Origin of the sequence: Acetobacter sp. DmW_125128, assembly GCF_008704325.1 — a bacterium.
Lineage (GTDB): Bacteria > Pseudomonadota > Alphaproteobacteria > Acetobacterales > Acetobacteraceae > Acetobacter > Acetobacter oryzifermentans.
In genome coordinates, this window is sequence record NZ_VHOP01000011.1 from 43591 (window position 1) to 67787 (window position 24197).

Here is a 24197-nt window from a genome sequence, read left to right on the forward strand (position 1 = left end):
GATCATGCAAAAAAAAATCACGCTACACCTTGTCTCCGAAGCAACGGGCCAGACACTGGATTCCGTTGCCCGCGCCTGTATTGCGCAGTTTCCCAACACAGAAGTGCATCTGCGCCACTGGAACCTTATTCGCACGCAACTTCAGCTCCGCCGGGTTTTGCGCCATATCGCGCTGGATCGTGGGCCAGTTATGTCTTCCCTGACAGACCCAACCTTGCAGGCTGATATGGAAGCAGGCTGTGCAAGCCTACAGGTGCGGCTATTAGATGTGCTGGATAACGCCTTGCACTTTCTTACGGAAGAAACGGGAGAAGAAGCTACGCTTCATCCGGGTGGCCAGTACATCATGGATGAAACCTATTATCAGCGCATTGAAGCCATGCATTATGTGCTGGCGCATGATGATGGGCAGGAAACCAAAGGTCTGAACGAAGCTGATGTTATTCTAGTTGGTGTCTCGCGCGTTTCTAAAACACCTACCTGCTTTTATCTGGCAAATCGGGGCCTAAAGGCAGCCAATGTTCCCTTGGTAATGGGCATTGAGCCACCGCAGGATCTGTTTACTACCAATAAACCCGTTATCGGGCTGACAATAGACCCAGAACGCCTCATTGAAATTCGCCGTAACCGTTTGTCTCAAATGGTGCCATCCAAAGCCAAGATCGATCCTGTGGCAGATTATGCCTATATTGATCTGGAAAAAGTGCAGGAAGAATTGCACTGGGCGCGCCGCTTGTGCCGCCGCCATAACTGGCCGGTTATTGACGTTACGCGCCGATCTATTGAAGAAACATCCGCTGCTATTCTGGATCTGATTTCCGCCGGGTAAAAACACCTTCTTCTTCCTGTATGCATACAGGAAGAAGAAGGAAGTCCGTTCTAGTCAGCCATTTCTTCTGGAGTCAGGTGCTGGATGCGTATCGCCTGCCCTTGCGCATTATAATAAATAATGCTGCTTCCACGCCGCTGTGCATAACCATCTGGCTTGCCATCCTGTGTCCAGAATAACAACCGGTTGGCATCTGGCTGTTCCTGCACTTTATCGCCCTCTGGCTTGTAGCGATATTTGCTAAAATCCTTATGGGCACGGGGCAGCGGCGGCTTGGTTGCCAAGTTGTGCATATCTGCTGGACGATGCGTTTCTGCATCGTCATCGTCGCCCAACCCACCTTCTGCCATAGCAGACGGTATATTCAGAATAGGTAGAGCAACTGCGCAAACACCTGCCAGAACCAAACACTTCTTACGCAACACAGGCACCATGCTGCTGCTTTCCTTTTTCTGCTCCACTGCTAGCAGATACATAATCTGCAAAGCCGCGAAATGCGATTGTTTCCATATATTGGAACAAAACGATCCTACACCCAACAGGGCAAGCCTGTTTTTCACCATCCTGTCATGCCATTTTACCAAAGAAACAACCTTAATAAGGCCATAACTGCGGCTTTCTCATCATACATCCATCAGAATACATATTTGCTGGGCTTTAGGCAGGTTGTATCATTAAGCGCATGACCGAAACGCTTCTAAGCCCCTTTACTCTGGAACGGGATATTAAAAAAAGCCGCTTTCTTGCCAATGCTACGCCCATAAACAGTATAGAAGAGGCCGAAGCTTTTATCAGCCGCATCGCAGCCGCGGGGCCAGATGCCACGCATCATTGCTGGGCGTGGCAATTTGGCCCACATTGCCGCTGCCATGATGCCGGAGAGCCATCAGGCACTGCTGGGCGACCAATTTTACAGGTTGTTCTTGCACAAAAGCTTGATCGGGTTGCCATTGTGGTATCGCGCTGGTTTGGCGGTATCAAGCTTGGGGCTGGCGGCCTTGTGCGTGCTTATGCTGGCACTGTGGCAGAATGTTTGCGGGAAGCCCCAAAAGAACCGCTGATAGACCGTATCAAACTGAGCTTTCATTGCCCGTTTTCATTGATCGGGCTGCTACAGTCTCGTTTGCCTGAATGGGGAGTGGAGGCTGACACGCCAGAATTTGATGCTCTGGGTGCTCAATTTATTCTTACGCTACCCACAGACTGGCAGGAAAACATCACTCAACGCATCACAGACCTGACGAATGGTCAGGCCCAGATACGCTTGGTGGAAGAAAATTAGCGCGGGATAACCCACCCATTGCCGGTAGAATCCCCAACCTGCCCGGAACCAAACGGGCTGCTACTCTGATAGGCAGAACCATATTTGGAAATATCGGAACCGGTTACCGAGTCACGATGCACCTTGGCCAGATGATCCGGGTCTGCGCCATGCTGAAAATCCATGGATGGTGCATCCTGATACCCCGGTGGCAGGTTACGATGCCCATGCACGGTCTTCTTTTCAGAAGACTGGCTCTGCTGGCCATTAGAATCGAGGCTGCCAGAACCTTCAGAGAAGGAAACATTATCATCAGGCATCAGGGCTGGATCTGCATAAGCTGCAGAAATACCAGCCATAAGGCCAAATCCAACACATATGCCCGAAAGCGCCGTTACAAACGGTTTACGCAGCTGCGCCATTGCGCGTTACCCCGCGAAAAAATGAAAATTTACCCTGCCCGAAAAACCGTTCCAGCCGGGTTGTGCTGGTGCTATATTGCACCAACATGGCAAAATGCCAAACCAAGCGGCCATATGCCCGCCATACATTATAAGGCAAGCACACGCGTTTGGCATTAAAGATGAAATTTGCCTATTGGCGCTGTTTTAGACATAAAGGCTTCCCCTTGGCATCCGTACGCGGGTGTAAGGTGCTTTATGTCTCTTTATTCAACCTCTGACCTGACCACCCTTAAACTGACAGGAACCGCGTTATGAGTGCAACGCTCACCCAGCCCAACCCGACGTCTGCGACCTGGATGCCGGATAGCTGGCGTTCGTTTCCCGTAAAGCAGATTCCCAGTTATCCGGATCAGGCCGCGCTTAAAACGGTTGAAGATCGGCTAAGTTCCTATCCGCCGCTGGTATTTGCCGGGGAAGTACGCACCCTGCGCAACCATCTGGCGCAGGCTGCTACCGGGCAAGCCTTTGTGCTGCAAGGTGGCGCATGCGCTGAAAGCTTTGGTGAATTCAAAGCCAACATCGTGCGTGATACCTTCCGCGTGCTGTTGCAGATGGCCGTAGTGCTGACATTTGGCGCCAAAGTGCCGGTTGTTAAAATTGGCCGTATGGCTGGCCAGTTCGCCAAGCCGCGCTCTTCCGATACGGAAACCGTAAACGGTGTTACCTTGCCGTCTTACCGCGGCGATATCATCAACGGTTCAGATTTTACGCCGGAATCCCGTATTCCAGACCCTGTTCGTATGGAAACCGGCTACTTCCAGTCCACCGGTATCCAGAACCTTCTGCGCGCGTTCTCTCACGGTGGGTATGCCAACCTGCATCAGGTGCATCGCTGGAATCTTGGCTTTGTTGAGCGTTCTCCGCTTTCCAACCGTTACCGCGTTATGGCGGAACGTATTGGCGAAACGCTGGCATTCATGCAGGCATGCGGGCTGAACGCAGCATCTGCCCCGCAGATTGATGAAACAGAGTTCTACACCTCTCACGAAGCGTTGCTGCTACCTTATGAGCAGGCTCTGACACGCATCGACTCGACATCTGGTGAATGGTACGACTGCTCCGCCCACTTTGTGTGGATTGGGGACCGCACCCGCCAGCCTGATGGCGCGCATGTTGAGTTCCTGCGCGGTGTGCGTAACCCTATCGGCATTAAGGTCGGCCCCACTACCAGCGTGGAAGACATTAAAAAGCTGACAGAAATCCTGAACCCGAAAAACGAAGCCGGGCGTATTACGCTTATCTCTCGTATGGGTGCGGATAAGATTACAGAAAAACTGCCCCCGCTTATGCGGGCCGTAAAAGCTACTGGGCAGACTGTAACGTGGCTGACAGACCCTATGCACGGCAACACCACCTCTACGCAGCAGAAGATCAAAACACGCTCCTTCGATTCCATCGTGAAGGAAGTGAAAGGGTTCTTTGCCGTGTGTGCGGCAGAAAACGTGCCTGCTGGTGGTGTGCATCTGGAAATGACAGGCCAGAACGTAACCGAATGCGTAGGTGGCGCGCATTGCCTGACAGAAGAAGATCTGGGCAATCGTTATGAAACCTTCTGTGACCCGCGCCTGAATGCTGAACAGTCTTTGGAACTGGCCTTCCTGATTGCGGAAGAACTCAAAAGCGAACGCTAAGGCATACACGCTTTTATGAACTCAGCCTGAACACTCAGGCTGATCACAGAACCGGGGGGTGGGGTTTACCTTGCCCCCCGTTGTTCCCATCATCCCTGCAGCCCCAATGGCAGAAAGAGCAGATCAGGATGACACATTCCTTCTCCAAACCTTCAGCAGGCGTCTGTTCCGCCCGCACAGCAGCACCGCTTCCCGATGCGGAAATTCGCGCGCGTACAGATTCCTATTTTAATCGTACCCGCCAGATTGTCGGCCGGTTTGGAGATTGCGAGGTTACATACGCCTTCTTTATCCGTCGTCCGGTTATTTCTGCTCCGGGGCTGATGCTGGAATGGCTGAAAAACGTTATGGCCGAGCGCCAAGCCCCCTACTCTGTCGATGTGGTGCACCCAGAAGGTGAATGGGTGGGCGCTGGCGAGCCATTGGTTTACGTAACAGGTTCCTTTACCCATCTGGCTGATCTGGAAACACTGCTGCTGCAAAAACTTGGTAGCCCTTGTGTTGCGGCACATCGCGCTTATCAGATGGCACTTTCCCTGCCGCATACCCGCTTTTTAGCCATGGATGCCCGCCATTGCGCTGGCTATGAAATGCAGGAGCTTATGGCCTATGCGGCTTCTGTTGGGGGGCGTGAAGCGCAGGAAAACGGCGCTATCGGATTTGTAGGCACAGCCAATGATGCCGTTGCACCCTTTTTTGGCGGCACGCATGGCGCAGGCACCATGCCACATGCTTTAATTGGATATGCAGGTTCCACCGTGCGTGCGGCTGAAATGTTCCACGCGGAATTTCCTCATACAGATCTGGTTGTTCTGGTTGATTACTTTGGGCAGGAAATTACGGACGCGCTGGCCGTTTGCAACCGCTTTCCCAAACTGGCGGCAGAAGGCAAGCTGGCTGTAAGGCTGGATACACATGGCGGCCGCTTTATGCAGGGGCTGAATCCGCAGGAATCTTATGCGGTCGTCAACCGCCATGCACCTGAAGCACTACGCCGTTACCGTTCTGATAAAGAACTGCGCTACCTGATTGGCACAGGTGTTTCTGCCGCAGCTATCTGGAAAATGCGCGAGGAACTGGATCACGCAGGCTTCCCGCACGTTAAAATTATTGCGTCTTCTGGCTTCGGTGTTACCAAATGCGCCTGTATGGCAGACGCACACGCCCCCGTTGATGTTGTGGGTACTGGCTCCTTTATCCCTGAACTATGGAACGAAACCTACGCCACAGCCGATATTGTCTCCTACAACGGCGTTGAACGGGTAAAAATTGGGCGGGAATTCCTACTTCCCTCCTTCCGCAAAACCACCAAAGGCGAACAGACATGACCGACAAAACCGATACCGAAGACAAAACATGGAAAGTTCGCATTCTGGATCTTTCTGGCGGTGCGGAAGATAACATTGTGGAAGATGTTGGCGTTTTTCATGATCTGGCACACGCCAATGCATTTGCCCGCGCCTATGTGCGCGACAGTATAGAACGCTGCCGCACCCCCGGCGCCAGCGCCAAGGATGTGCTCACAACGTGGTTCAGCTTTGGTGAAGATGCTGTGGTACTAGATGCAGGTGAAGATGGCTGGCATTCCGCCAATGAGCTGGATGATTTTACAGCCCACCGCGCAACACCCATGGAACGAGACTGGCGTATGCTGGACCCGCGTCGGCTGGTTGAAGATAATGAAGACCTGACAGACCTTTACGCAGCGCCGGACGATGCAGATAATGGTGGCCACCAGCACTAACACAGCATAACGCTGTGGCTGGCCTTTCCTGTTCATTCGCGCCATAAGCTTCTGTCATGAAACTCCGTTTTGCTCCCAGCCCTACCGGCCTCCTGCATGTTGGCAATGCCCGTCAGGCACTTGCCAATGCCCTTTACGCCCGCCGCCACGGTGGCCAATTCCAACTTCGTATTGATGATACGGATATCGGCCGCTCCCGCGAGGAGCTGGTAGAAGCTATCCAGAAAGATCTGCACTGGATGGGCATTCAGTGGGATGAAACCTTCCGGCAGACAGAACGGCTGGACCGCTACGCTGCGGCCATTGAAAAACTGAAGGCCTCTGGCCACCTTTACCCCTGCTTTGAAAGTGAGCAGGAACTGGCCGCCAAGCGCGAAACACAGATCCGCCAGCGTCGTGCTCCGGTTTATGATCGTGCCATGTTGAAAATGACTGCCCAGCAGCGCGCACAGGCTGAAGCAAACGGTAAAGTACCCTACTGGCGCTTCAAACTTTCCAACACCATTGTACGCTGGCGCGATATGGTGATGGGTGATTGCCAGGTAAAACTTCCTTCTGTTTCAGACCCCGTTCTGGTGCGCACAGATGGCACAGTGCTGTACACACTGGCTTCTGTTGTAGATGATCTGGAAACAGGCATTACCCACATTATTCGTGGGGAAGACCACGTAACCAACACCGGCGTGCAGATTGATATTGCCCAAGCTCTTGGGGCACATCCTGATCACTTCCGTTTTGCGCATCTGCCACTGCTGCTTGATGAAAATGGTGGTAAACTTTCCAAGCGGTTTGATGCGTGCTCTCTGCGCACATTCCGGCAGGATGGCATAGAAGCAACAGCGCTTATCTCCTATCTTGCTCGCCTGGGGTCTTCGGATGACCCAGTGTTGCTGCCGTTTGATGAACAGGCCAAGATCTACGATATCTCCCATATCTCCCGCTCTGCCGCTCGGTTTGATACCCGCCAGTTGCTGGCCATGAACCACAAACTACTGGCCCAGACACCTTATGCAGATGTGGCAGACAGATTACCTAAAGGGGCCACAGAGGCATTCTGGCTGGCTATTCGCGGAAATATCGAACTGCTTTCAGAAGCACGCCTTTGGCATAATGTAACGGATGGAGATATCATTCCCCCCGTGCAGGAAGGAGAAGATGACTTCCTGAAAGAAGCCGCAAGCCTGCTACCTGCCGAACCGTGGAATGAAACCACATGGAAAGCATGGACAACCGCTGTGCGTGAAAAAACAGGCCGGTCTGGCAAAGCCCTGTTTCACCCCCTTCGTCTGGCCCTGACAGGTGAAGAACAAGGGCCGGAACTGCGTGATCTTCTACCATTAATTGGCCGCAATCGCGCCTTGGCGCGGCTGCTCCCTTCTGCATAAAGAATAACACGCATGCCCCCGCAATCAGCGCCTTTCCCACCTACCTTTATACCGGGCAAAAGGGATGCGCTGATTGTAGTGGATGTGCAGAACGATTTTCTGCCGGGCGGCACCCTGCCTGTGCCTAAAGGCCATGCCATTGTACCTGTTATCAACAAATTGGCACGTTTACCTTTTGGGGTGATCGTAACCTCGCAGGACTGGCACCCACCTGATCATGTTTCTTTCAATACCCACCATCAAAAGGGTTTGTGGCCCCCGCATTGTGTAGCCCATACATACGGGGCAGATTTTCCCAAAGATTTACACCTACCCGACCATACCCTGCATGTGTTCAAAGGTGCGCAGGCCGATCAGGATAGCTACTCTGCTTTTGGGGCCAAGACAGAATCGGGCCTATTGCTGGATACAGTTTTAAAACAACATGGCATCATGCGTGTTTTTGTGTGTGGCTTGGCATTGGAATACTGCGTGCAGGCCACAGCAATAGATGCACACAAAGCCGGATATGCAAGCGTGCTTCTAACAGATGCCACCCAAGGGTTAGAGGCTGATCCCACCCGTGCTCTTACGGCCTGTCAGGCAAAAGGCATTTTGCTGTATTCTGGGTTACAATTACACATATCTTGCCCAACGTGCTGATTCATACCCTACGCAAACCAGCCAGAGGTTTTTATGCGTAACAGTTTTTCTCGCCGTCGTTTTGGTCTTTGCTGTGCTGGTATGGGCATTTCTGCTCTGGCTGGGCCACCCATTGCTGCACGTGCAACATCCATTCCCGAACTGATGGAACGCGAACCGCCCATGCTGGAGACCCTTAAATGGGCGCCGCATGTGCATAAGGCCATTCAGAACGTTATCAACGCCAACGGGCAATATTCTTCCATCTATAATCCGCAACGTCGGCCTTATGTGGTGGTGGACTGGAACAACACAACCATTGTGGGCGATGTGCAGGAAACGCTGTTCCTCTACATGCTGGAACACTTTAGCTTTCTAATGCGCGCAGATGAATTCCGGCACCTTATCCACGTGCATGCATTTGCGCACCCCTTGCCTGCACCATTTTTTAATATGGCTGGGCAACCCGTTTCCTTCCCGGTGCTGGTAGATGATCTGATAGAGGATTATCGTGCGCTGGCGGCCCGTTACGGGCATATGCCGCATCCGCTCCCACGCGATGTGTTGGCAAAAGATATTACTCTGCAAGCTTTTCGGGCCAGAATGGCCTTTTGCCAACAGGCCGTTGCCACACTGCACGGGCCAGAAGCCGCGCAACGCTGGATGATACGGCTGGTGGCTGGACAAACGGCAGCAGATGTTATTGCCCTAAGCCGCGCGGCAAATGAATGGTGCCTTGGGGCCTCCATTACCACACAAACGTGGGAATGCCCGGCAGAGCGCCCCGGCAAAGCTGGCCCTGTATCTGCCAAAGTTGTGCAGGCCCTACGGCTTACGCCAGAAATGGCCAACCTGTTCCAGATTTTGCAAGAACATGGGATAGACCCGGTTATCTGCACCTCCGGCATGGAGGATATTACTGCGCTGTTCGCAACATCAGCAGAGTATGGATACAACCTGCCGCGTGAACATGTTTTTGGCGCACGTTTGGCAGAACGCAAAAAAATCCTGCTTTCTACCGAGGCTGCTCATTACCCCTTCCCGGCAGATGCTGGCAAAACAGCCATTATTCACAAATATTTTGTCGCAAAACGGCAGATGCCACCGTTAATGATTTTTGCGGGGGAAGACTGCTCCGCTCATATGCTGGACGCTTTTCCTGATACCAAGCTGTGTTGCCTGATTAACCGCAAACAATCTGCCCCTATGCAGAAATTTCTGCAAAAGGCTGCACAATCTGCATCAGACACCACGCCTCGCCAGTTTTACTTGCAAGGGCGTGATGAAAACACAGGAGAGTGGTTGCCAGAAGAAGGCAGTATTTTACTTGGTGAAACCAATCCTTCTTTACCCACCTGATGTTATCAGGATTTGGGCTTCCACCGGTTTAGCAACAGAGAATTGCTGACAACTGAAACAGAACTCATGGCCATAGCAGCCCCTGCCAGCACTGGGTCCAACTTACCAAGTGCCGCTAGTGGCAAACCGAGAATGTTGTAGATAAAGGCAAAAAACAGGTTCTGCCATATTTTGGAAACCGTGGCGCGAGAGAGGGAAAGCGCATCCACCAAGGCCATCAGGTTGCTGCGCATCAGCACAACATCAGCCGTTTCCAGCGCAATATCTGCTCCAGCCCCTATGGCAAACCCAACATCGGCTGAGGCAAGGGCCGGGGCATCATTTATACCATCGCCCACCATGCCAACGCACTTACCCTGCTCTTTCAACTTACGAATTTCGGCTGCTTTGCCATCTGGCAGCACACCAGCAATAACTGTTTTTATACCCACCTGCTGGGCCACATCCTGCGCAACACGGGCGTTATCCCCCGTTAGCATAACCACATCCAGCCCCTGCTGCTGCAAGGCCGCTACAGCTTCATGCGCTTCTGGTCGGATCTGATCTGCCAGCGCAAACCATGCCAGAACCGTTTGCCCCTGCGCCACCCCCACAACCGTACGCCCCTGCTGCTGCCAGCTTTGGGTGAATTCATGATCTACCTTACAGCCAAGAGTGCTAAGATACGTAGGAGAACCCAACGCGGCAGATTGCCCCTGAAACTCTGCGGTAACACCTTGCCCCGGCACCGCCTGAAAGCCAGATATCTCTGCCGCTGTTACATCCTGCGCTCGTACATAATTAACAACTGCACGCGCCAATGGATGTTCGGATTGGCTTTCCAGCGCATATGCCAGAGCCAGCGCATTTTGTGCAGAAGCAGGCGCTATAACCTGAACATCCACAACTGCGGGCTGCCCTTGGGTTAAGGTGCCTGTTTTGTCCACCACAAGCGTTGTAAGCTTACGTGTCTGCTCCAGTGCGTCTGCATTACGGAACAAGATACCCGCGCGCGCGCCCAGCCCCGTGCCCACCATAATGGCGGTAGGAGTTGCCAACCCCAGAGAACATGGGCAGGCGATCACCAACACGGAAATAGCGTTAACAAGGCTTTGGTCCCACACGCCTGTCAACAACCAGCCTGTTGCAAATGTCAGCACAGCCAGCGCCAGCACAACCGGCACAAAAACAGATGCCACCTTATCTGCCAGCCGCTGCACACTGGCTTTGCTACCCTGCGCCTGCTCCACCATATGCACAATGCCTGCCAGAACGGTCTGGCTGCCAATTCCGGTTACTTTGGCCCGCAGCGCGCCAGTCTGGTTTAATGTGCCTGCAAACACATTGGCTCCGACCTGCTTGGTAACAGGCACGCTCTCACCCGTCAGCATGGCTTCGTTCACATCCGATGCGCCAGAAAGCACCACGCCATCTACAGGAATACTCTCACCCGGACGCACCAAAAACACATTGCCAATTTGCAATTGTTCTACGGGTTCATCCGTTATCTGCCCGGCACGTTCAACATGCGCCGTTTTGGGTTGGAGCCGTAACAGACTTTCCATCCCAGCCCCTGCACGCGCCTTGGCCCGTGCTTCTAGCAGACGCCCCAGCAAAACCAGTGTAATAACCAGCGCGCTGGCCTCAAAATAAACAGGCTGATCAAGCCCAAACAACACCACAACCGCACTGAAACCATAAGCAATGCTGGTGCCCAAAACCACCAACACATCCATAGTAGCAGCACCACTACGCAATGCATGCCATGCGCCTGCATAAAAGGAACGGCCACACCAAAACTGAACTATAGTGGCCAGACCAAGCTGTACCCATAGCGGCAACATAACCGCATGGTGTGCGCCTACCATCATGCCCACCATTTCCAGCAAAAACGGCAAGCTTAAAACCGCTGCCAGCACAAAACCCGTAAGCGCTGTGCGCCATTCCTTCTGCCGCTGATGCTTGGCTTCTTCTGCTGTTTTCTGCTGGAAAACGCTTGCGCCATATCCGGCTTTTTCCACCGCTGCTATCAGCGTTTGCACGGTTACAATACCGGGAACAAAGGTCACATGCGCACGCTCGGTAGCCAGATTAACATTTGCATGTACGGATGGCAGGGCGTTCAGCACCTTTTCCACCCGCCCGGCACAGCCTGCACAAGAAAGCCCTGTAAGAGCCAGATCTACGCTGGATGTCTGTGCCCCAAACCCGGCTTTAGCTACGGCACCTAACACATCTGTTACGCTGCTTGCACCGGCCCCCAGATCAACCTGTGCTTTGGCTGTGGCAAAATTGACAGAGGCTTGCACGCCCTCCAACCTGTTCAGCACTTTTTCCAGCCGGGCAGCGCATGCAGCGCAGGACATCCCTTCTACCGGGAAACTGATTGTCTGGCTCATTCACCCTACTCCGCCTGTAGCTGCACACCTGCGTATCGCACCAAAACCAACTTATGATACGACTTTCTGCGTTGCAGGACATTTTCTTGCTCTCATATACACATTGCAGATATGGTGGCGAGATGATGGATCGCATCCTGCCTTTCAGAAAAATTCTGAGCAGCCTGCTTTTTGTAGCAGTGCTGGTGGGTTTGCATGCGCTTCTGCCGGGCAAGGTGTTTGCATCTACCCATGCAATGGGTGGGTGGCCTACAAGTATGCAGTCCGCCGAATGCCATTCTCATGATGCCATGAGCATGCCGATGGAACATTCGGCAGTTGCACCACCGGCAGCCCATGCGGCCCATTGTGCCTTGCAAAACCATGCACACCATCATCAACAACATTGTTGCCAGACAGACTGCTTTGCATCTGGGCTTTCTGCGCTTCTGCCTTATGCGCCTGTGCATGAAGCCGCATGGCAAATACCTGCACATCGGTTACGCAGGAATGTTCTGTTTCTACCAGATTACGCTGCCGCACCTCTGCTAAGGCCACCCAAACTGCATAACGCCTGATTTTTCACACGTTTTAATCAGTCGGTCTGCGCGTTCTTACATACGTGCAGCATAATGCAGAATGGACAATACCCATGCATATTCCTCCTGCCTTGAAAGGGAGAAATGTGTCTCGTCGGCAGTTTATAACTGGCGGCAGCGCATTGGCGGCCATGTATGCTTTTCGGCCACCTCAACAGGTTTTTGCTTCTTCCCACACATCCGGAATTGTACCCCCGCACACCAGCAGTAATTTTGATCTGACCATCGGTTGGGCAAACGTAAATATTGTGGATAAGCCGCAGCGCGTACCCACCATGAATGGCGGTGTGCCCGGCCCTATCCTGCGGTGGCGTGAAGGCGATGATTTACGCCTGAACATTCATAATACGTTGGATGAAACAACCTCCATCCACTGGCATGGCATACGCTGCCCGGCCCATATGGATGGGGTGCCGGGGCTAAGCTTTGCGGGCATTGCACCCGGCGCACACTTTACCTATCGCTTTCCTATCAAACAGAGCGGCACATACTGGTACCACAGCCACTCCAACATGCAGGAAGCCATGGGACTGTACGGGGCCATTGTGATTGACCCCAAGGAGCCAGACCCCAACAGTTATGACCGGGATTACGTTATCCTGCTTTCAGACTGGTCTGATGTGGCGCCCCATACCATCATCAACAAGCTGAAGTTTCAGGACGACTACTATAATTTCCGTCAGCGCACGGCTGCCTCGTTCTTTCATGATGCCAAGAAATCTGGCGTCTGGCCTACACTAAAAGACCGTATGCAATGGGCAGGCATGAATATGTCTGCTACGGATATTTCAGACGTCAGCGGCATTATTTACACCTATCTGATGAATGGCTGCACGCCTGCTGCCAATTGGACCGGTATTTTCAAACCCGGTGAACGCATCAGGCTACGGTTTATCAACGCCTCCGCCATGACCTTTTACGATATCCGCATTCCCGGCTTACAGATGGATGTCATTCAGGCAGATGGAAATAATGTTGAACCCGTGCGGGTAGATGAATTCCGCATTGGTGTGGCGGAAACGTATGATTGCATTGTGCAGCCACAAGACAACCAAGCCTACACCATTTTTGCCCAAAGTGAGGACAGAACAGGATACGCTCGCGGCACGCTCGCCCCCCATTCCGGCATGAGTGCGCCCATTCCCCCGATGGATGAACGCCCCGTACGCACCATGGTAGATATGGGTATGCCCATGCATCAGGTAGCAAAAACACATGCGCCACCCTTGAATGTAGAAAACCAAAACCGTGCCGCCATGCCCATCAACCGGCTGGCAGACCCCGGTGATGGCTTACAAAACAATGGCCGACGGGTTCTGGCATACGCAGACCTACGCGCCACCCACCCAGCCACAGATCAACGCCCACCCTCGCGCGAGATCACGCTGCATCTTACCGGCAATATGGAGCGTTATATCTGGGGATTTGATGGTAAAAAATTCTCGGAAGCTGAGCCCATTCCGCTGCGTTTGGGCGAACGGGTACGCTTTACCCTGATCAATGACACCATGATGGAACACCCCATCCACTTGCACGGCCTTTGGAGTGAACTGGAAAATGGGAACGGCCTGTACAACCCCGTAAAACACACCATTATTGTGCAACCGGGCGGGCGGCTTAGTTACTTGGTGTCTGCCGATACACCGGGTTTATGGGCTTTTCACTGTCATCTGCTTTACCACATGGATCTAGGCATGTTCCGCACGGTGGTGGTGTCATGAAAACATGTTTTTACCGCCAGATTTTGTGTCGTTGGCTCCTGTTGGGCATGCCCGCTCTGCTTATGGCTTTTACGGTTATTCCGCAGGCTAAAGCGGCTTCCATGCACCATGCAGGTATGGAAGGCATGGATGATATGGATATGGGCGACATGGACATGCCAGCCCAAAAACCTGCGCATCCGCAAAGCTCGACACCCGCGCATCATTCTACGCAAAGCGTAGCACCCAACAAAAACGACAAACCGGGCACTTCCGCCTATCCGCCCGTTACACCCAGCGCACAATGGCCAGCCACACCGCCACTTGTGCCCAAAGTGCATTACGTGCAGCATATCCACCCGGTTATGGACCACAACACGTATTTCCATGCGCTTCTGGAACAGTTCGAGGGCCGATATACTCCGGGCAACAGCCTGTTCCGCTATTCTGGCCAGGCGTGGTTTGGCACAGATTACAACAAGTTCTGGGTAAAGTCCGAAGGCTTACTAGATGGCCACCATCGTTTTTCAGACGGCGATCATGAATTCTTTTACGACCGCGCCATTTCCACTTATTTTGATGTGCAGGCAGGTATCCGGTTAGATGTAGATAGCGGCCCTACCCGCGCATGGGGTGCCGTAGGTGTACAAGGGCTGGCACTTTACTTTTTTGATGTATCTGCCACGGCATATTTCAACAACACAGGAGTGGCAGGCAAACTGGAAGGTTCTTATGACTTCCTGATAACCAACCGCCTGATCTTACAGCCACAAGCCGAGCTGAACTTTTATTCTCATGCAGACCCAGAGCGTGGTGTCAGCCGGGGTTTTTCTGACATAGATGCAGGTTTACGCCTACGCTACGAGTTCAAACGCCAGATTGCGCCATATATTGCCGTTACCTATGCCGGGCATTATGGCAACACCGCCAGCGTAGCCAGAAACAACACCCGCATGGCGGAAAATGGGCCAGAGGATTTACGTTTTACCTTTGGCATCCGCTCATGGTTTTAACAGCAAGATAGCCCCAAAACAGAAAAAGCCCTGCCACCTCATGTGTGGCAGGGCTTTTTGCTAAGGCTAACGCCAGAACTGAATTAGTTCTTGGTTTTGTCAACCAGACGGGATTTTGCAATCCACGGCATCATGCCACGCAGTTTTTCACCAACGGCTTCAATCTGGTGCGCATCGTTACGAGCACGTGTAGCTTTGAAGAACACGTTGCCAGACTGGTTTTCCAGCACAAAGTTACGCACGAACGTACCGTTCTGGATGTCTGTCAGAATACCCTTCATGGCTTTTTTGGTTTCTGGCGTAATCACACGCGGGCCAGACACGTATTCACCATACTCAGCAGTGTTGGAGATGGAGTAGTTCATGTTGGCAATGCCGCCTTCATAGATCAGGTCCACGATCAGCTTCATTTCGTGCAGGCATTCAAAGTATGCCATTTCCGGTGCGTAACCACCTTCAACCAGCGTTTCAAAGCCAGCGCGGATCAGTTCAACCAGACCGCCGCACAGAACTGCCTGTTCACCAAACAGATCGGTTTCAACTTCTTCCTTGAAGGAAGTTTCGATCGTACCTGCCCGGCCACCACCGATAGCGGAAGCATAGGACAGAGCAATGTCCAGAGCCTTGCCAGACTTATCCTGCGCAATAGCAACCAGGCAGGGCACACCGCCGCCACGCTGATATTCGGAACGCACGGTGTGGCCAGGGCCTTTTGGTGCGATCAGGAACACGTCCAGATCCGGGCGTGCTTCGATCAGACGGAAGTGGATGGACAGACCATGAGCAAATGCCAAAGCGGCACCCTGCTTCAGGTTCTTTTCCAGAGATTCTTTGTACAGAGCACCCTGGCCTTCATCCGGCGTCAGCACCATAACAACATCTGCCCATGCAGCAGCTTTGTCTGGGGTCATCACGGTGAAGCCAGCAGCCTTGGCTTTTTCAACTGCTGAGGAGCTTTCACGCAAGCCGATCACGACGTCTTTTACGCCGCTGTCCTTCAGGTTGTTTGCGTGGGCATGGCCCTGGCTACCATAACCAATAATGGCAACCTTTTTGGATTTAATCAGATTCACATCGGCGTCACGGTCGTAATACACGCGCATTGCCATGATTTTTGCTCCTTTTAGCAAGCCGGAATAGCTTTTCCGGCTTTTCTCATACTTCAGATGCTCTGAATTGTCTGCGGTCCGCGGCAAATGGAGGCCACGCCTGTGCGTGAAACCTCAGCCAGCCCAAGCGGACGCATCAGCTCGATAAAACTGTCCAGCTTTTCTGTAGAGCCAGTCAGTTCAAACACAAAAGAACTTGCCGTGGTGTCCACTGCCCGTGCACGAAATGCCTGTGCAATCCGCAGGGCTTCCGTACGCGGCTCGCCAGAGGAAACCACTTTCACCAGCGCCATTTCCCGCGCCACATATGGGCCTTCTGCCGTAAGATCCACAACACGGGATACGGGCACCACACGCGCAATTTGGGCACGTATCTGGCGGATAGCGGAGGGGGTGCCAGTTGTCACCACATTCACGCGGGATGTGGTCTGATTTTCATCAACCGGGGCAACTGTCAGGCTCTGGATGTTGTATCCGCGGCCAGAAAACAGCTCCACAATACGAGCCAGCGCACCACTTTCGTTGTCCACCAGAAGAGAGATAACGGCAGAACCTGAAATTTCCTGCTGCATTGTCAGTGTATCCTGAAATCAGACTGGAAGAAGAAAGAAACTCTTGAGGGCAACCCCCAACTGGTCTCAGACCAGCATCTGCCCTTCCTTGGTGATCTTGGCTCCGCTTTCTTCCTGCTCTGGCCCCAAAATCATTTCATTATGGGCAGCGCCAGAAGGAATCATGGGGAAGCAGTTTTCACCTTCCGCCACGCAGATATCCACAATCACCGGCCCATCATGCGCAAGCGCCTGCCGGATGGTATCATCTAACTGACTAAGCTGCGTGACACGCAGGCCCGTGCCATGAAAGCTTTCTGCCAGCTTTACAAAATCTGGCAGCGCATCGCTGTAGCTTTCAGAATAGCGAGAGCCATGCAGCAACTCCTGCCACTGGCGCACCATGCCCATGTAATGGTTGTTGATGATGAAGATTTTTACCGGCAGACGATACTGCGCAATAGTGCCCAGTTCCTGAATATTCATCAGGGTAGAAGCCTCACCAGCAATATCCATTACCAATGCATCCGGGTGCGCAATCTGCGCGCCAACGGCTGCGGGCAAGCCATAACCCATAGTGCCAAGGCCACCAGATGTTAGCCAACGGTTGGGATGATCGAACTGGAAGAACTGCGCAGCCCACATCTGATGCTGCCCAACTTCGGTTGAAACATAGGTATCGCGCCCGGTTTCGCGCGCCAGTTCATAAATGCGGCGGATCGCCTGCTGGGGCTTGATAACCGCATCCGGAGCCTGATCCTGCGTAAAGCGCAAGCAATCCAGCGCACGCCATGCATCAATCCGGTTCCACCATTCAGCCAGTTCTTTCTGATGCGTGAAGGCGGGTTCTTTTTCCCATTCCTCAAGCATCATGGCGATGGTTTCACCCACATCGCCAATAATGGCTTCATCTACGTGGATAATCTTGTTGATCTGTGCCGGATCAATATCCGCATGGATTTTAAAGGATGTGGGAGAAAACGCATCCACACGCCCGGTCACGCGGTCATCAAACCGGCTGCCCAGCGCAATCAGCACATCGCAATCATGCGTCGCCAGATTGGCTTCGTAAGTACCGTGCATTCCCAACATACCCAGAAACTGGGAATCGGTGCCCGGATAAGCCCCAAGGCCCATCAGCGTAGAGGTGATGGGAAAGCCCGTCATCTTAACTAGTTTACGCAGGGCTTCACTCGCTTGCGGGCCAGAATTGATAATGCCGCCACCCGTATAAAACAGAGGGCGCTTGGCATTTTTCATGGCCTTTACGGCGCGGGCCACAGCATCTTTATCCGGCTTGGCCTGCGTTCTTTCCGTACGTGGTGCAATTTCCTTTGCATCCATGTATGGCGCATCACCCACAGTAATGTTTTTGGGCAGATCAATCAGCACCGGGCCAGGGCGGCCAGAACGTGCAATGGCAAAAGCCTCATGCACCGTTGGCGCCAGATCTTCGGGCTTGCGCACCAGATAATTGTATTTGGTAACAGGCCGCGTAATACCTGTGGTATCTGCTTCCTGAAAAGCATCATTCCCGATCAGGCTTGTGGGCACCTGGCCAGACAGGCACACCAGCGGGATAGAATCCATCATGGCATCCAGCAAGCCGGTAACGGCATTTGTAGCACCCGGACCACTGGTAACCAGCACAACACCCACCTTACCGGTAGAGCGTGCATAGGCTTCTGCCGCATGAACAGCCGCTTGCTCGTGCCTTACCAGCACGTGGCGAATCTGGTTTTGCTTAAACAGGGCATCATAAATAGGCAGAACCGCCCCGCCCGGGTACCCGAAAATAACTTCCACACCCTGCTCAGCCAGCGCGCGCATAAGGACTTCCGCACCAGAAAGGGCTGGTGTGTTCCGTGCGTCTGATGGTGCCGAAGCAGTTTTGAGTGTCATGTTATCCTCTCTTCCCGGAAATGGGACAGGCGGCATCTTTAGGCCTCGAATCAGGTAGCGTCAATCCCACGGAGAACGAAAGATACAATTTCTTCGTATTTTCTTTCCGAAAATTGCGCAAAATCAGAAAAAGATGCATCAACTGTGCATTCCAAGCCCTTTTTTGCCAAACTGTGGTGCGCAAACCACGTTGCTTGCCGCTTTGTGTAACGCCCTGTAGCCTGCACAGCCCGTTGCGTGGCTTCTTGCTCGGTTATTTCTCCACGCAGCATGGCAGAAAGTTCTGGCACGCCGTGCGCACGCATGGCTGGCAGGCTGGTATCCAACTTTCGGGCCAGTAATGTCCGCACCTCTGCCACAGCACCATTGCGCAGCATGTTCTCAAACCTTGCAGCAATGCGCGCCCGCAGTTCCGCACGCTCCGGATTGAGGCGAACAGCTACAAACCGGCAAGCAGCAGGCGGCAAGCCCGGCTGTTTGTGCCACCATGTCAGCCCGTGCCCAGTGCCACGCCACACCTCCCATGCGCGCGAAACACGCTGGGAATCTACAGGCCGCAGGCGGCAGGCTGTTTCAGGGTCCACTTCCATCAGGCGGGCATGCAAGGCTGGAGCACCATACTGCGCCACACTTTGGCGGGCCTCCTGCCGGGCCTCATCCCCTGTATCTGGGATAATGGCCAAGCCATGTGTCAGGGCATGCAAGTACATCCCTGTACCACCACATAAAATGGGCAAACGGTTTTGCGCCCATGCCTGCTGCATGCAGGCCAAAGCTTGCTCTCGCCACCATGCCACACTGCCTTTTTCTTCCGCTGGCAGCACACCGTAAAGCCGGTGCGGCACAAGCTGCTCATCTTCTGCACTGGGGCGGGCCGTTAAAACATCGAGATCCTTATAAACCTGCATAGAATCGGCATTAATAATCTCGCCGTTCAATCTGCGGGCCAATGCCAACGCCAGAGCGGATTTGCCAGAGCATGTGGGCCCGGCCACAATAAGTGCTGCGGGCAGATTGGCGGAAGGCTCCGCAAGTCTGCCCATATGGTGTTCTGCTTGCCTCATGCCTGCATTCCTGCCACACACCCCTTTGCCATGACGAGCCTTGTTCTGACCCTTGTTGCCCAGCGTGAGGCAACACCCCTTGATACCGCCACCATTGCACTGGTGCGCGACATTCTGGCCACCACTGCAGAAGCCACTGTGCTTTCAGCAGGGGAAGCGGTTGATATTCCCTGCACGGAAAGTGCAGCCAGCAAGCTGCCAGCCGTGCGGGAAGCGCTGAATACCCTGCCCATAGATTCGGTGCTGACCCATACAGCCACGCGCCGCAAAAAGCTGCTGGTTTCCGATATGGACAGCACCATAGTGGCCAATGAAACATTGGATGACGTGGCAGCACATGCCGGTATTGGTGAAAAAATAGCTGCCATTACTGCACGCTCCATGAATGGTGAGCTGGATTTTGCAGCCTCCCTGCGTGAGCGCGTGGCCCTGCTAAAGGGACTCCCCGCCTCCTTGCTGGAAAAAGCGTGGAAGGACGTCAAACTCAACTCCGGCGCGCGTGAACTGGTGCAAACCATGCACGCACACAGCGCTTACACTGCACTGGTTTCTGGCGGCTTTACCTTTTTTACCTCCAAGGTTGCCGCCCTGTGCGGGTTTGATGAAAACCACGCCAACACGTTGCTTTTTGATGCAGAAGATTGCCTGACAGGCGCAACCGGCCAACCTGTTCTGGGGCCAGATACAAAACTGAGCCTATTGGAAAAGCTAACAGCCACCCATCATCTGCCCGCAGAAGCCACGCTGGCTATTGGCGATGGTGCAAATGATCTGCCCATGTTGCGCAAGGCCGGGCTTGGTATGGCATTTTACGCCAAACCGGTTGTGCGCAAGGAGATTACAGCCCAGATCAATCATACATCCCTACGCACGGTTCTGTTTGCGCAAGGGTATCCTGCTTCTGCATTTATCAAGGACTAATCAGTTCACTACATTTGGCATGACGGCATAAGGAAAAGATTATGCAGTTTGATCCGCGTGATATTTCAACTTATCCCATCGTCCGTGCAATCTGCGTGATTGTTGGGTGTGGGCTGATGGTTTACTGCTTTTGTTTTTTACCTGAACTTGCCGCCAGACACGCCAGAGCACGTTATGCGCCATGTGGCCGCACTTATTGTGGGCACACTTATTCTACTTGGGTCTATCTGGATCTAGAACACAGCACACAATAACGGCTTGATTAAAAACCAAGCCGTTTATGCAGTTCCCTAATAATATAAGGTGTATCATCCAGCGGTAACGCCAACCACGGGGCAGGAAGGCGCGTTTCTGTTTCTTCCAGCACATGCACCCGCCCGGCAAGTTCCAGCTCTTCTATAAAATCGGTAATCCGGCGAGAACGGCCCGGCAAAGGGTAGATTGTTACTGGCGCACACCCAGCAACAGCCTCTGATATCATTGATACACTATCAATTGTGACAATCAGGTTATCTGCACAGGCAATCAGGCCCTCATAGGGATTTTCCCCTTCCCCATTCCAAACATGTCCACCCGCGCCTTCTACAATGGTTTTCAGCACCTTCATGGCTGCCGGGCTTGTGCGCCGAGAAGGAGTAACAACCAAACTGCCCCCCTCCGCCTTAAGGGTTTCGACCAGAACCTGCCCAAGACGATGGGCTTCTGCCTCTCCAAAATGGAAGCGACCATTTGAGCCCCCAACCAAGGCTGCAATAAGAGGGCGTGGCAATTCTGCAAACTGTGGCTGCCATTTTGCACGCGCCTGTTCCAGCGCTTCTGGCGTAAGGCCGTGCAGCGCTGTGCGCCCCAGCAAAACATTGGGGCCTGCAATATCATCGTGCCGACAGGCAATAACCAGATCAAACCGTGACAGATTTTTGCGCGGATTTTGAATTTGCACCACAGGCCGGTGTGAGCCACGCAAACCAGCGCCAACTTCTCCACCCTTACCGCCAACACTCACCACAACAGAGGATTGCGCAAACGCAGGATTTTCTTCCAGTTCCGCCCCATCGCTGCCGCGCAAAAAAGGCTTACCAATCCAGCGCGGCCCACGCAGCATAACACGGGCCAGCTTACTGGGGCATATCGGATGGAAAGTGCCATTCCACCCTGCACGTGCCACAAGCCCCAAAGCCTGCGACCGCATGCCAGCAAAATCTTCCCCCACCACAAAGGCAGCAACGCCCGCCTGCGTTCCGCAAGACGACATATTTGAACCCTCTGGGGTTCCGGCGTAATCTGCACGCGCCATGATGCGTTATTCCTCTGTTGCGCAAGGGAGAGTGCTGAAAAGCGCTCCCGTGTCTTTCTCTCCTTGCCGCTGGAACGGAAAGCGTGCAAGGCGTGTTTGCGCATTCCAGATAAGGAGAAAGGCAACACAATGTCCGGCAGTTTCCATGATCTGGGCCTAGATCCAGCATTATGCGCACATGCGCAGCAGGCGGGCATGGCTGCCCCTACTCCAGTGCAACAGGCTGCTATTCCTGCCATTCTGGATGGCAAAGATGTATTGGTGCGTGCCCCCACGGGCACGGGCAAAACGGCTGCCTATGCTTTGCCGCTTAGCCAGAAGCTGCTGAAATCTCGCAAGCCACGCTTTGTACTGGTGCTTGTGCCCACGCGTGAACTGGTTTTGCAGGTAGAAAAAGTTTTTCGCACCTGTTTGGGAGAAAGCAAAAAAGGCCAGAAGCAAACTGCGGTGACCCTTGTGCCGCTGTTTGGCGGATCTGACCGGGCTGAGCAGGAGCATTTTCTTGCGCAAGCAACTGGCCGACGCATTCTGATTGCAACACCGGGCCGCTTGCTGGATTTTGTTTCCAACCGGATTTGCGATCTTTCAGAATGCGGATATCTGGTTCTGGATGAAGGCGACCGCCTGTTCTCTCCCGAATTTCAGGAAGATACAGAAACCCTGCTCTCCTATCTGCCATCCATGCGGCAAACGTTGGTGCTTTCCGCTACCCAACCCGAAAGTCTTAAAAGCACGCTTTTGAATCTGCTGCACAAGCCGGTTGAAATCAGCATTGAACAAGCCCCCCAAAAGCGCGGGCCCATTCGTCAGGCCGCATTGTTTTTAGATCCCTCTCAGAAGCCGGGCTTTATAAAAGAATTTTTTAGCCGTGCGCCTAAAATGCGCAGTATTATTTTTGTACGCACAAAGGCAGAAGCAGATCAGCTCGCCGCTATTCTTAAAAAAGCACGCCTTGCTGCGGCTCCTTTACATGGGGACATTGCGCAGGATAAACGCACCAGCACAGTTGCCAGCTTTGAATCCGGACGGCTCTTTATTCTTGTTGCCACAGATGTTGCGGCACGTGGGCTGGATGTGCCTTCTGTAAAACAGGTCATCAATTACGATGTGCCAGATCAGCCAGAAACCTATCTGCACCGTATTGGCCGCACAGGGCGCGGCGGAGAAAAAGGGTCTGCTCTTACGTTATGCACAATGGATGATCGCAAAAGCCTACGGCAGATTGAGGTTGGCGCACAGGTGAAATTACGGATTATCAGCGCCGACCAAGCCCTGCCTGTGGCTAAGCCTCCTCAACCTGTTTCACGCCGTTCAAAATCTGTTCGGCCATAATCTGCCATGCCTGCTCTGCCTTTTGCTTACCTTGTGCGTTTGGGGTAGCGGCAGGCTTATCTTTTATAAATTCCGTAAGCGTTACCGCAATGCTCTGGGCTTCTGGCTTGCAGAACAGCACATTAGGTTGTCCTGCAAACTGTTCTACCAGACCACTAACATCTGTTGAAATCACCCAACGTCCGGCGGCAAGGGCTGCGGCACCTACACCACTTTGCGTTGCCTCTCTATAAGGCAACACCAGCGCATCTGCCCATGCCAGAAGCTGGCTGACTTTTGTTTCCGGCACCCATCTATTTTCAATCTGCACATTAGGTAAAGATGCCAACTGCTCCAGCTCCGCACTATGTGGCCCTTTGCCTGCAACACGGCAGATATAATGGGCTTGTGCATCCATGGCTGTAAGAGCTTGAGCCAGCAGATCCAAACCTTTGTAAGACAGTAATCTGCCAAAAAAGAGCAGCCGAACAGGCCCTTTATGCGCAAAAGGCGCACTTTGCTGCCCCTGCGGCGCAACAAACGCAAACGGTGGATGAAAAGCCACCAGCGCACGCCGCCCACGCATATACCATTGCCGTTCAAGCTGGGCAGCCACATGCCGACTTAATGTAACCGGAACATCAGCAAACAAAATAAGCAGACGCTGCAAAAACATCTGCCCAACAAAACCATCTCCGGGATGTGCTGCCGCATCATGCACCAGCACTACAACGGGCACGCCAGCTTTACGCAAAGCTGCAACCATAATCAGATCAAGCGGCCCCGGCATGGCACATATAGCAATATCAGGCTGAACAGTGCGTAACATACGGCCCAATGCGTGCAGCATATATGGAGCTTGCAACAAACGCATAAAAAAGCTGGAAAGGCTTTTATATGTACGCACTGGTACATCGTTATGCAAATCAGGCTCAGCCTGCAGCACTTCCGCCCCGCAGGAAAGAGAAAGAACAGCAGACGTGTTGGGTAACGTGTTCAGGGCTTTGGCAAGTTCCGCAGCAATGCGCGGGCCCGCCCCTTTGCGCCCCCACTGCCAGATAAATACCCGTATGCCACTCAAA

22 protein-coding genes are annotated in these 24197 nt (G+C 53.2%); 13 read left to right on the top strand and 9 right to left on the bottom strand.

The annotated features are described in order from the left end of the window. Nucleotides 1–4 precede the first annotated feature (4 nt). Entirely contained in the window at nt 5–829 is an 825-nt protein-coding gene (locus FKW19_RS04515) for a pyruvate, water dikinase regulatory protein (RefSeq protein WP_006117432.1), read from the top strand. 50 nt (nt 830–879) lie between these two features. Here FKW19_RS04515 and FKW19_RS04520 read toward each other — a convergent pair whose 3' ends face one another. Next, nucleotides 880–1305, bottom strand: a complete 426-nt coding sequence (locus tag FKW19_RS04520) for a hypothetical protein (RefSeq protein WP_035351972.1) — start codon at nt 1303–1305, stop codon at nt 880–882. Between the two features lie 206 nt (nt 1306–1511). Between FKW19_RS04520 and FKW19_RS04525 the strand changes: the two genes are divergently transcribed. Further along, nucleotides 1512–2111, top strand: coding sequence for a YigZ family protein (locus FKW19_RS04525; protein WP_089179345.1), 600 nt, complete (start codon nt 1512–1514; stop codon nt 2109–2111). Here FKW19_RS04525 and FKW19_RS04530 read toward each other — a convergent pair. Further along, nucleotides 2108–2512, bottom strand: a complete 405-nt coding sequence (locus FKW19_RS04530; protein WP_089179346.1) for a hypothetical protein — start codon at nt 2510–2512, stop codon at nt 2108–2110. The two genes, FKW19_RS04525 and FKW19_RS04530, sit on opposite strands and share 4 nt — an antisense overlap. 293 nt (nt 2513–2805) lie before the next feature. On the opposite strand from FKW19_RS04530, the gene FKW19_RS04535 reads away from it, so the two are divergent. The 6 genes from FKW19_RS04535 (at nt 2806) to FKW19_RS04560 (ending at nt 9294) form a co-directional block, all read left to right on the top strand. Continuing rightward, on the top strand, nt 2806–4185 hold the full coding sequence (locus tag FKW19_RS04535) for a class II 3-deoxy-7-phosphoheptulonate synthase (RefSeq protein WP_006117437.1): 1380 nt from the start codon (nt 2806–2808) through the stop codon (nt 4183–4185). A gap of 80 nt (nt 4186–4265) precedes the next feature. Beyond that, nucleotides 4266–5513, top strand: a complete 1248-nt coding sequence (locus FKW19_RS04540; RefSeq protein ID WP_006117438.1) for a hypothetical protein — start codon at nt 4266–4268, stop codon at nt 5511–5513. Further along, nucleotides 5510–5929 carry a hypothetical protein gene (locus FKW19_RS04545; RefSeq protein ID WP_063354428.1) on the top strand — a complete coding sequence of 140 codons (420 nt, stop codon included), beginning with the start codon at nt 5510–5512 and terminating at the stop codon, nt 5927–5929. Before FKW19_RS04540 ends, FKW19_RS04545 begins: the two co-directional genes overlap by 4 nt. Before the next feature lie 56 nt (nt 5930–5985). Beyond that, entirely contained in the window at nt 5986–7314 is a 1329-nt protein-coding gene (gltX, locus tag FKW19_RS04550) for a glutamate--tRNA ligase (protein WP_089179347.1), read from the top strand. A 12-nt stretch (nt 7315–7326) separates the two neighbouring features. After that, nucleotides 7327–7956 carry a nicotinamidase gene (locus tag FKW19_RS04555; RefSeq protein WP_089179348.1) on the top strand — a complete coding sequence of 210 codons (630 nt, stop codon included), beginning with the start codon at nt 7327–7329 and terminating at the stop codon, nt 7954–7956. 33 nt (nt 7957–7989) lie between these two features. Then, nucleotides 7990–9294 carry a lipoprotein pyruvate-formate lyase gene (locus tag FKW19_RS04560; RefSeq protein WP_089179349.1) on the top strand — a complete coding sequence of 435 codons (1305 nt, stop codon included), beginning with the start codon at nt 7990–7992 and terminating at the stop codon, nt 9292–9294. A 5-nt stretch (nt 9295–9299) separates the two neighbouring features. On the opposite strand, the gene FKW19_RS04565 is transcribed toward FKW19_RS04560, so the two are convergent. Beyond that, nucleotides 9300–11672, bottom strand: a complete 2373-nt coding sequence (locus FKW19_RS04565; protein WP_150150522.1) for a heavy metal translocating P-type ATPase — start codon at nt 11670–11672, stop codon at nt 9300–9302. Nucleotides 11673–11794: 122 nt separating this feature from the next. Here FKW19_RS04565 and FKW19_RS15365 point away from each other — a divergent pair, with 122 nt between their 5' ends. Genes FKW19_RS15365 through FKW19_RS04580 form a run of 3 tightly spaced genes read left to right on the top strand, consistent with a single transcriptional unit; the run spans nt 11795 to nt 14963 of the window. Then, a complete protein-coding gene (locus FKW19_RS15365) occupies nt 11795–12229 on the top strand; it encodes a hypothetical protein (protein ID WP_162870703.1) in 435 nt (144 codons plus the stop codon). A gap of 44 nt (nt 12230–12273) precedes the next feature. Next, nucleotides 12274–13971, top strand: a complete 1698-nt coding sequence (locus tag FKW19_RS04575; protein ID WP_089179352.1) for a copper resistance system multicopper oxidase — start codon at nt 12274–12276, stop codon at nt 13969–13971. Further along, nucleotides 13968–14963, top strand: coding sequence for a copper resistance protein B (locus FKW19_RS04580; RefSeq protein ID WP_089179353.1), 996 nt, complete (start codon nt 13968–13970; stop codon nt 14961–14963). Before FKW19_RS04575 ends, FKW19_RS04580 begins: the two co-directional genes overlap by 4 nt. Nucleotides 14964–15046: 83 nt before the next feature. Here the strand turns inward: FKW19_RS04580 and ilvC are convergent, their stop codons facing one another. The 4 genes from ilvC to miaA form a co-directional block, all read right to left on the bottom strand. Further along, nucleotides 15047–16066 (bottom strand): ketol-acid reductoisomerase, encoded by a 1020-nt coding sequence (ilvC, locus tag FKW19_RS04585; RefSeq protein WP_035351970.1) that lies wholly within the window; start codon nt 16064–16066, stop codon nt 15047–15049. Nucleotides 16067–16125: 59 nt separating this feature from the next. Continuing rightward, nucleotides 16126–16644 carry an acetolactate synthase small subunit gene (ilvN, locus tag FKW19_RS04590; RefSeq protein ID WP_003628530.1) on the bottom strand — a complete coding sequence of 173 codons (519 nt, stop codon included), beginning with the start codon at nt 16642–16644 and terminating at the stop codon, nt 16126–16128. Between the two features lie 66 nt (nt 16645–16710). Continuing rightward, nucleotides 16711–18561: a biosynthetic-type acetolactate synthase large subunit gene (gene ilvB / locus FKW19_RS04595; protein ID WP_006117449.1), complete on the bottom strand. Its 1851-nt coding sequence runs from the start codon at nt 18559–18561 to the stop codon at nt 16711–16713. A gap of 14 nt (nt 18562–18575) precedes the next feature. Beyond that, nucleotides 18576–19568, bottom strand: coding sequence for a tRNA (adenosine(37)-N6)-dimethylallyltransferase MiaA (miaA, locus tag FKW19_RS04600; protein ID WP_304466177.1), 993 nt, complete (start codon nt 19566–19568; stop codon nt 18576–18578). A gap of 51 nt (nt 19569–19619) precedes the next feature. On the opposite strand from miaA, the gene serB reads away from it, so the two are divergent. Then, nucleotides 19620–20510 carry a phosphoserine phosphatase SerB gene (serB, locus tag FKW19_RS04605; protein WP_089179354.1) on the top strand — a complete coding sequence of 297 codons (891 nt, stop codon included), beginning with the start codon at nt 19620–19622 and terminating at the stop codon, nt 20508–20510. Between the two features lie 262 nt (nt 20511–20772). On the opposite strand, the gene FKW19_RS04615 is transcribed toward serB, so the two are convergent. Continuing rightward, nucleotides 20773–21804 carry a mitochondrial fission ELM1 family protein gene (locus FKW19_RS04615; protein ID WP_089179355.1) on the bottom strand — a complete coding sequence of 344 codons (1032 nt, stop codon included), beginning with the start codon at nt 21802–21804 and terminating at the stop codon, nt 20773–20775. A gap of 129 nt (nt 21805–21933) precedes the next feature. Between FKW19_RS04615 and FKW19_RS04620 the strand changes: the two genes are divergently transcribed. Continuing rightward, the gene (locus FKW19_RS04620; RefSeq protein WP_089179356.1) at nt 21934–23136 is read left to right on the top strand and encodes a DEAD/DEAH box helicase; all 1203 of its coding nucleotides are present in this window, start codon (nt 21934–21936) and stop codon (nt 23134–23136) included. On the opposite strand, the gene FKW19_RS04625 is transcribed toward FKW19_RS04620, so the two are convergent. Continuing rightward, nucleotides 23087–24196: a glycosyltransferase gene (locus FKW19_RS04625; RefSeq protein WP_116100266.1), complete on the bottom strand. Its 1110-nt coding sequence runs from the start codon at nt 24194–24196 to the stop codon at nt 23087–23089. The genes FKW19_RS04620 and FKW19_RS04625 overlap by 50 nt on opposite strands. Nucleotide 24197 lies beyond the last annotated feature (1 nt).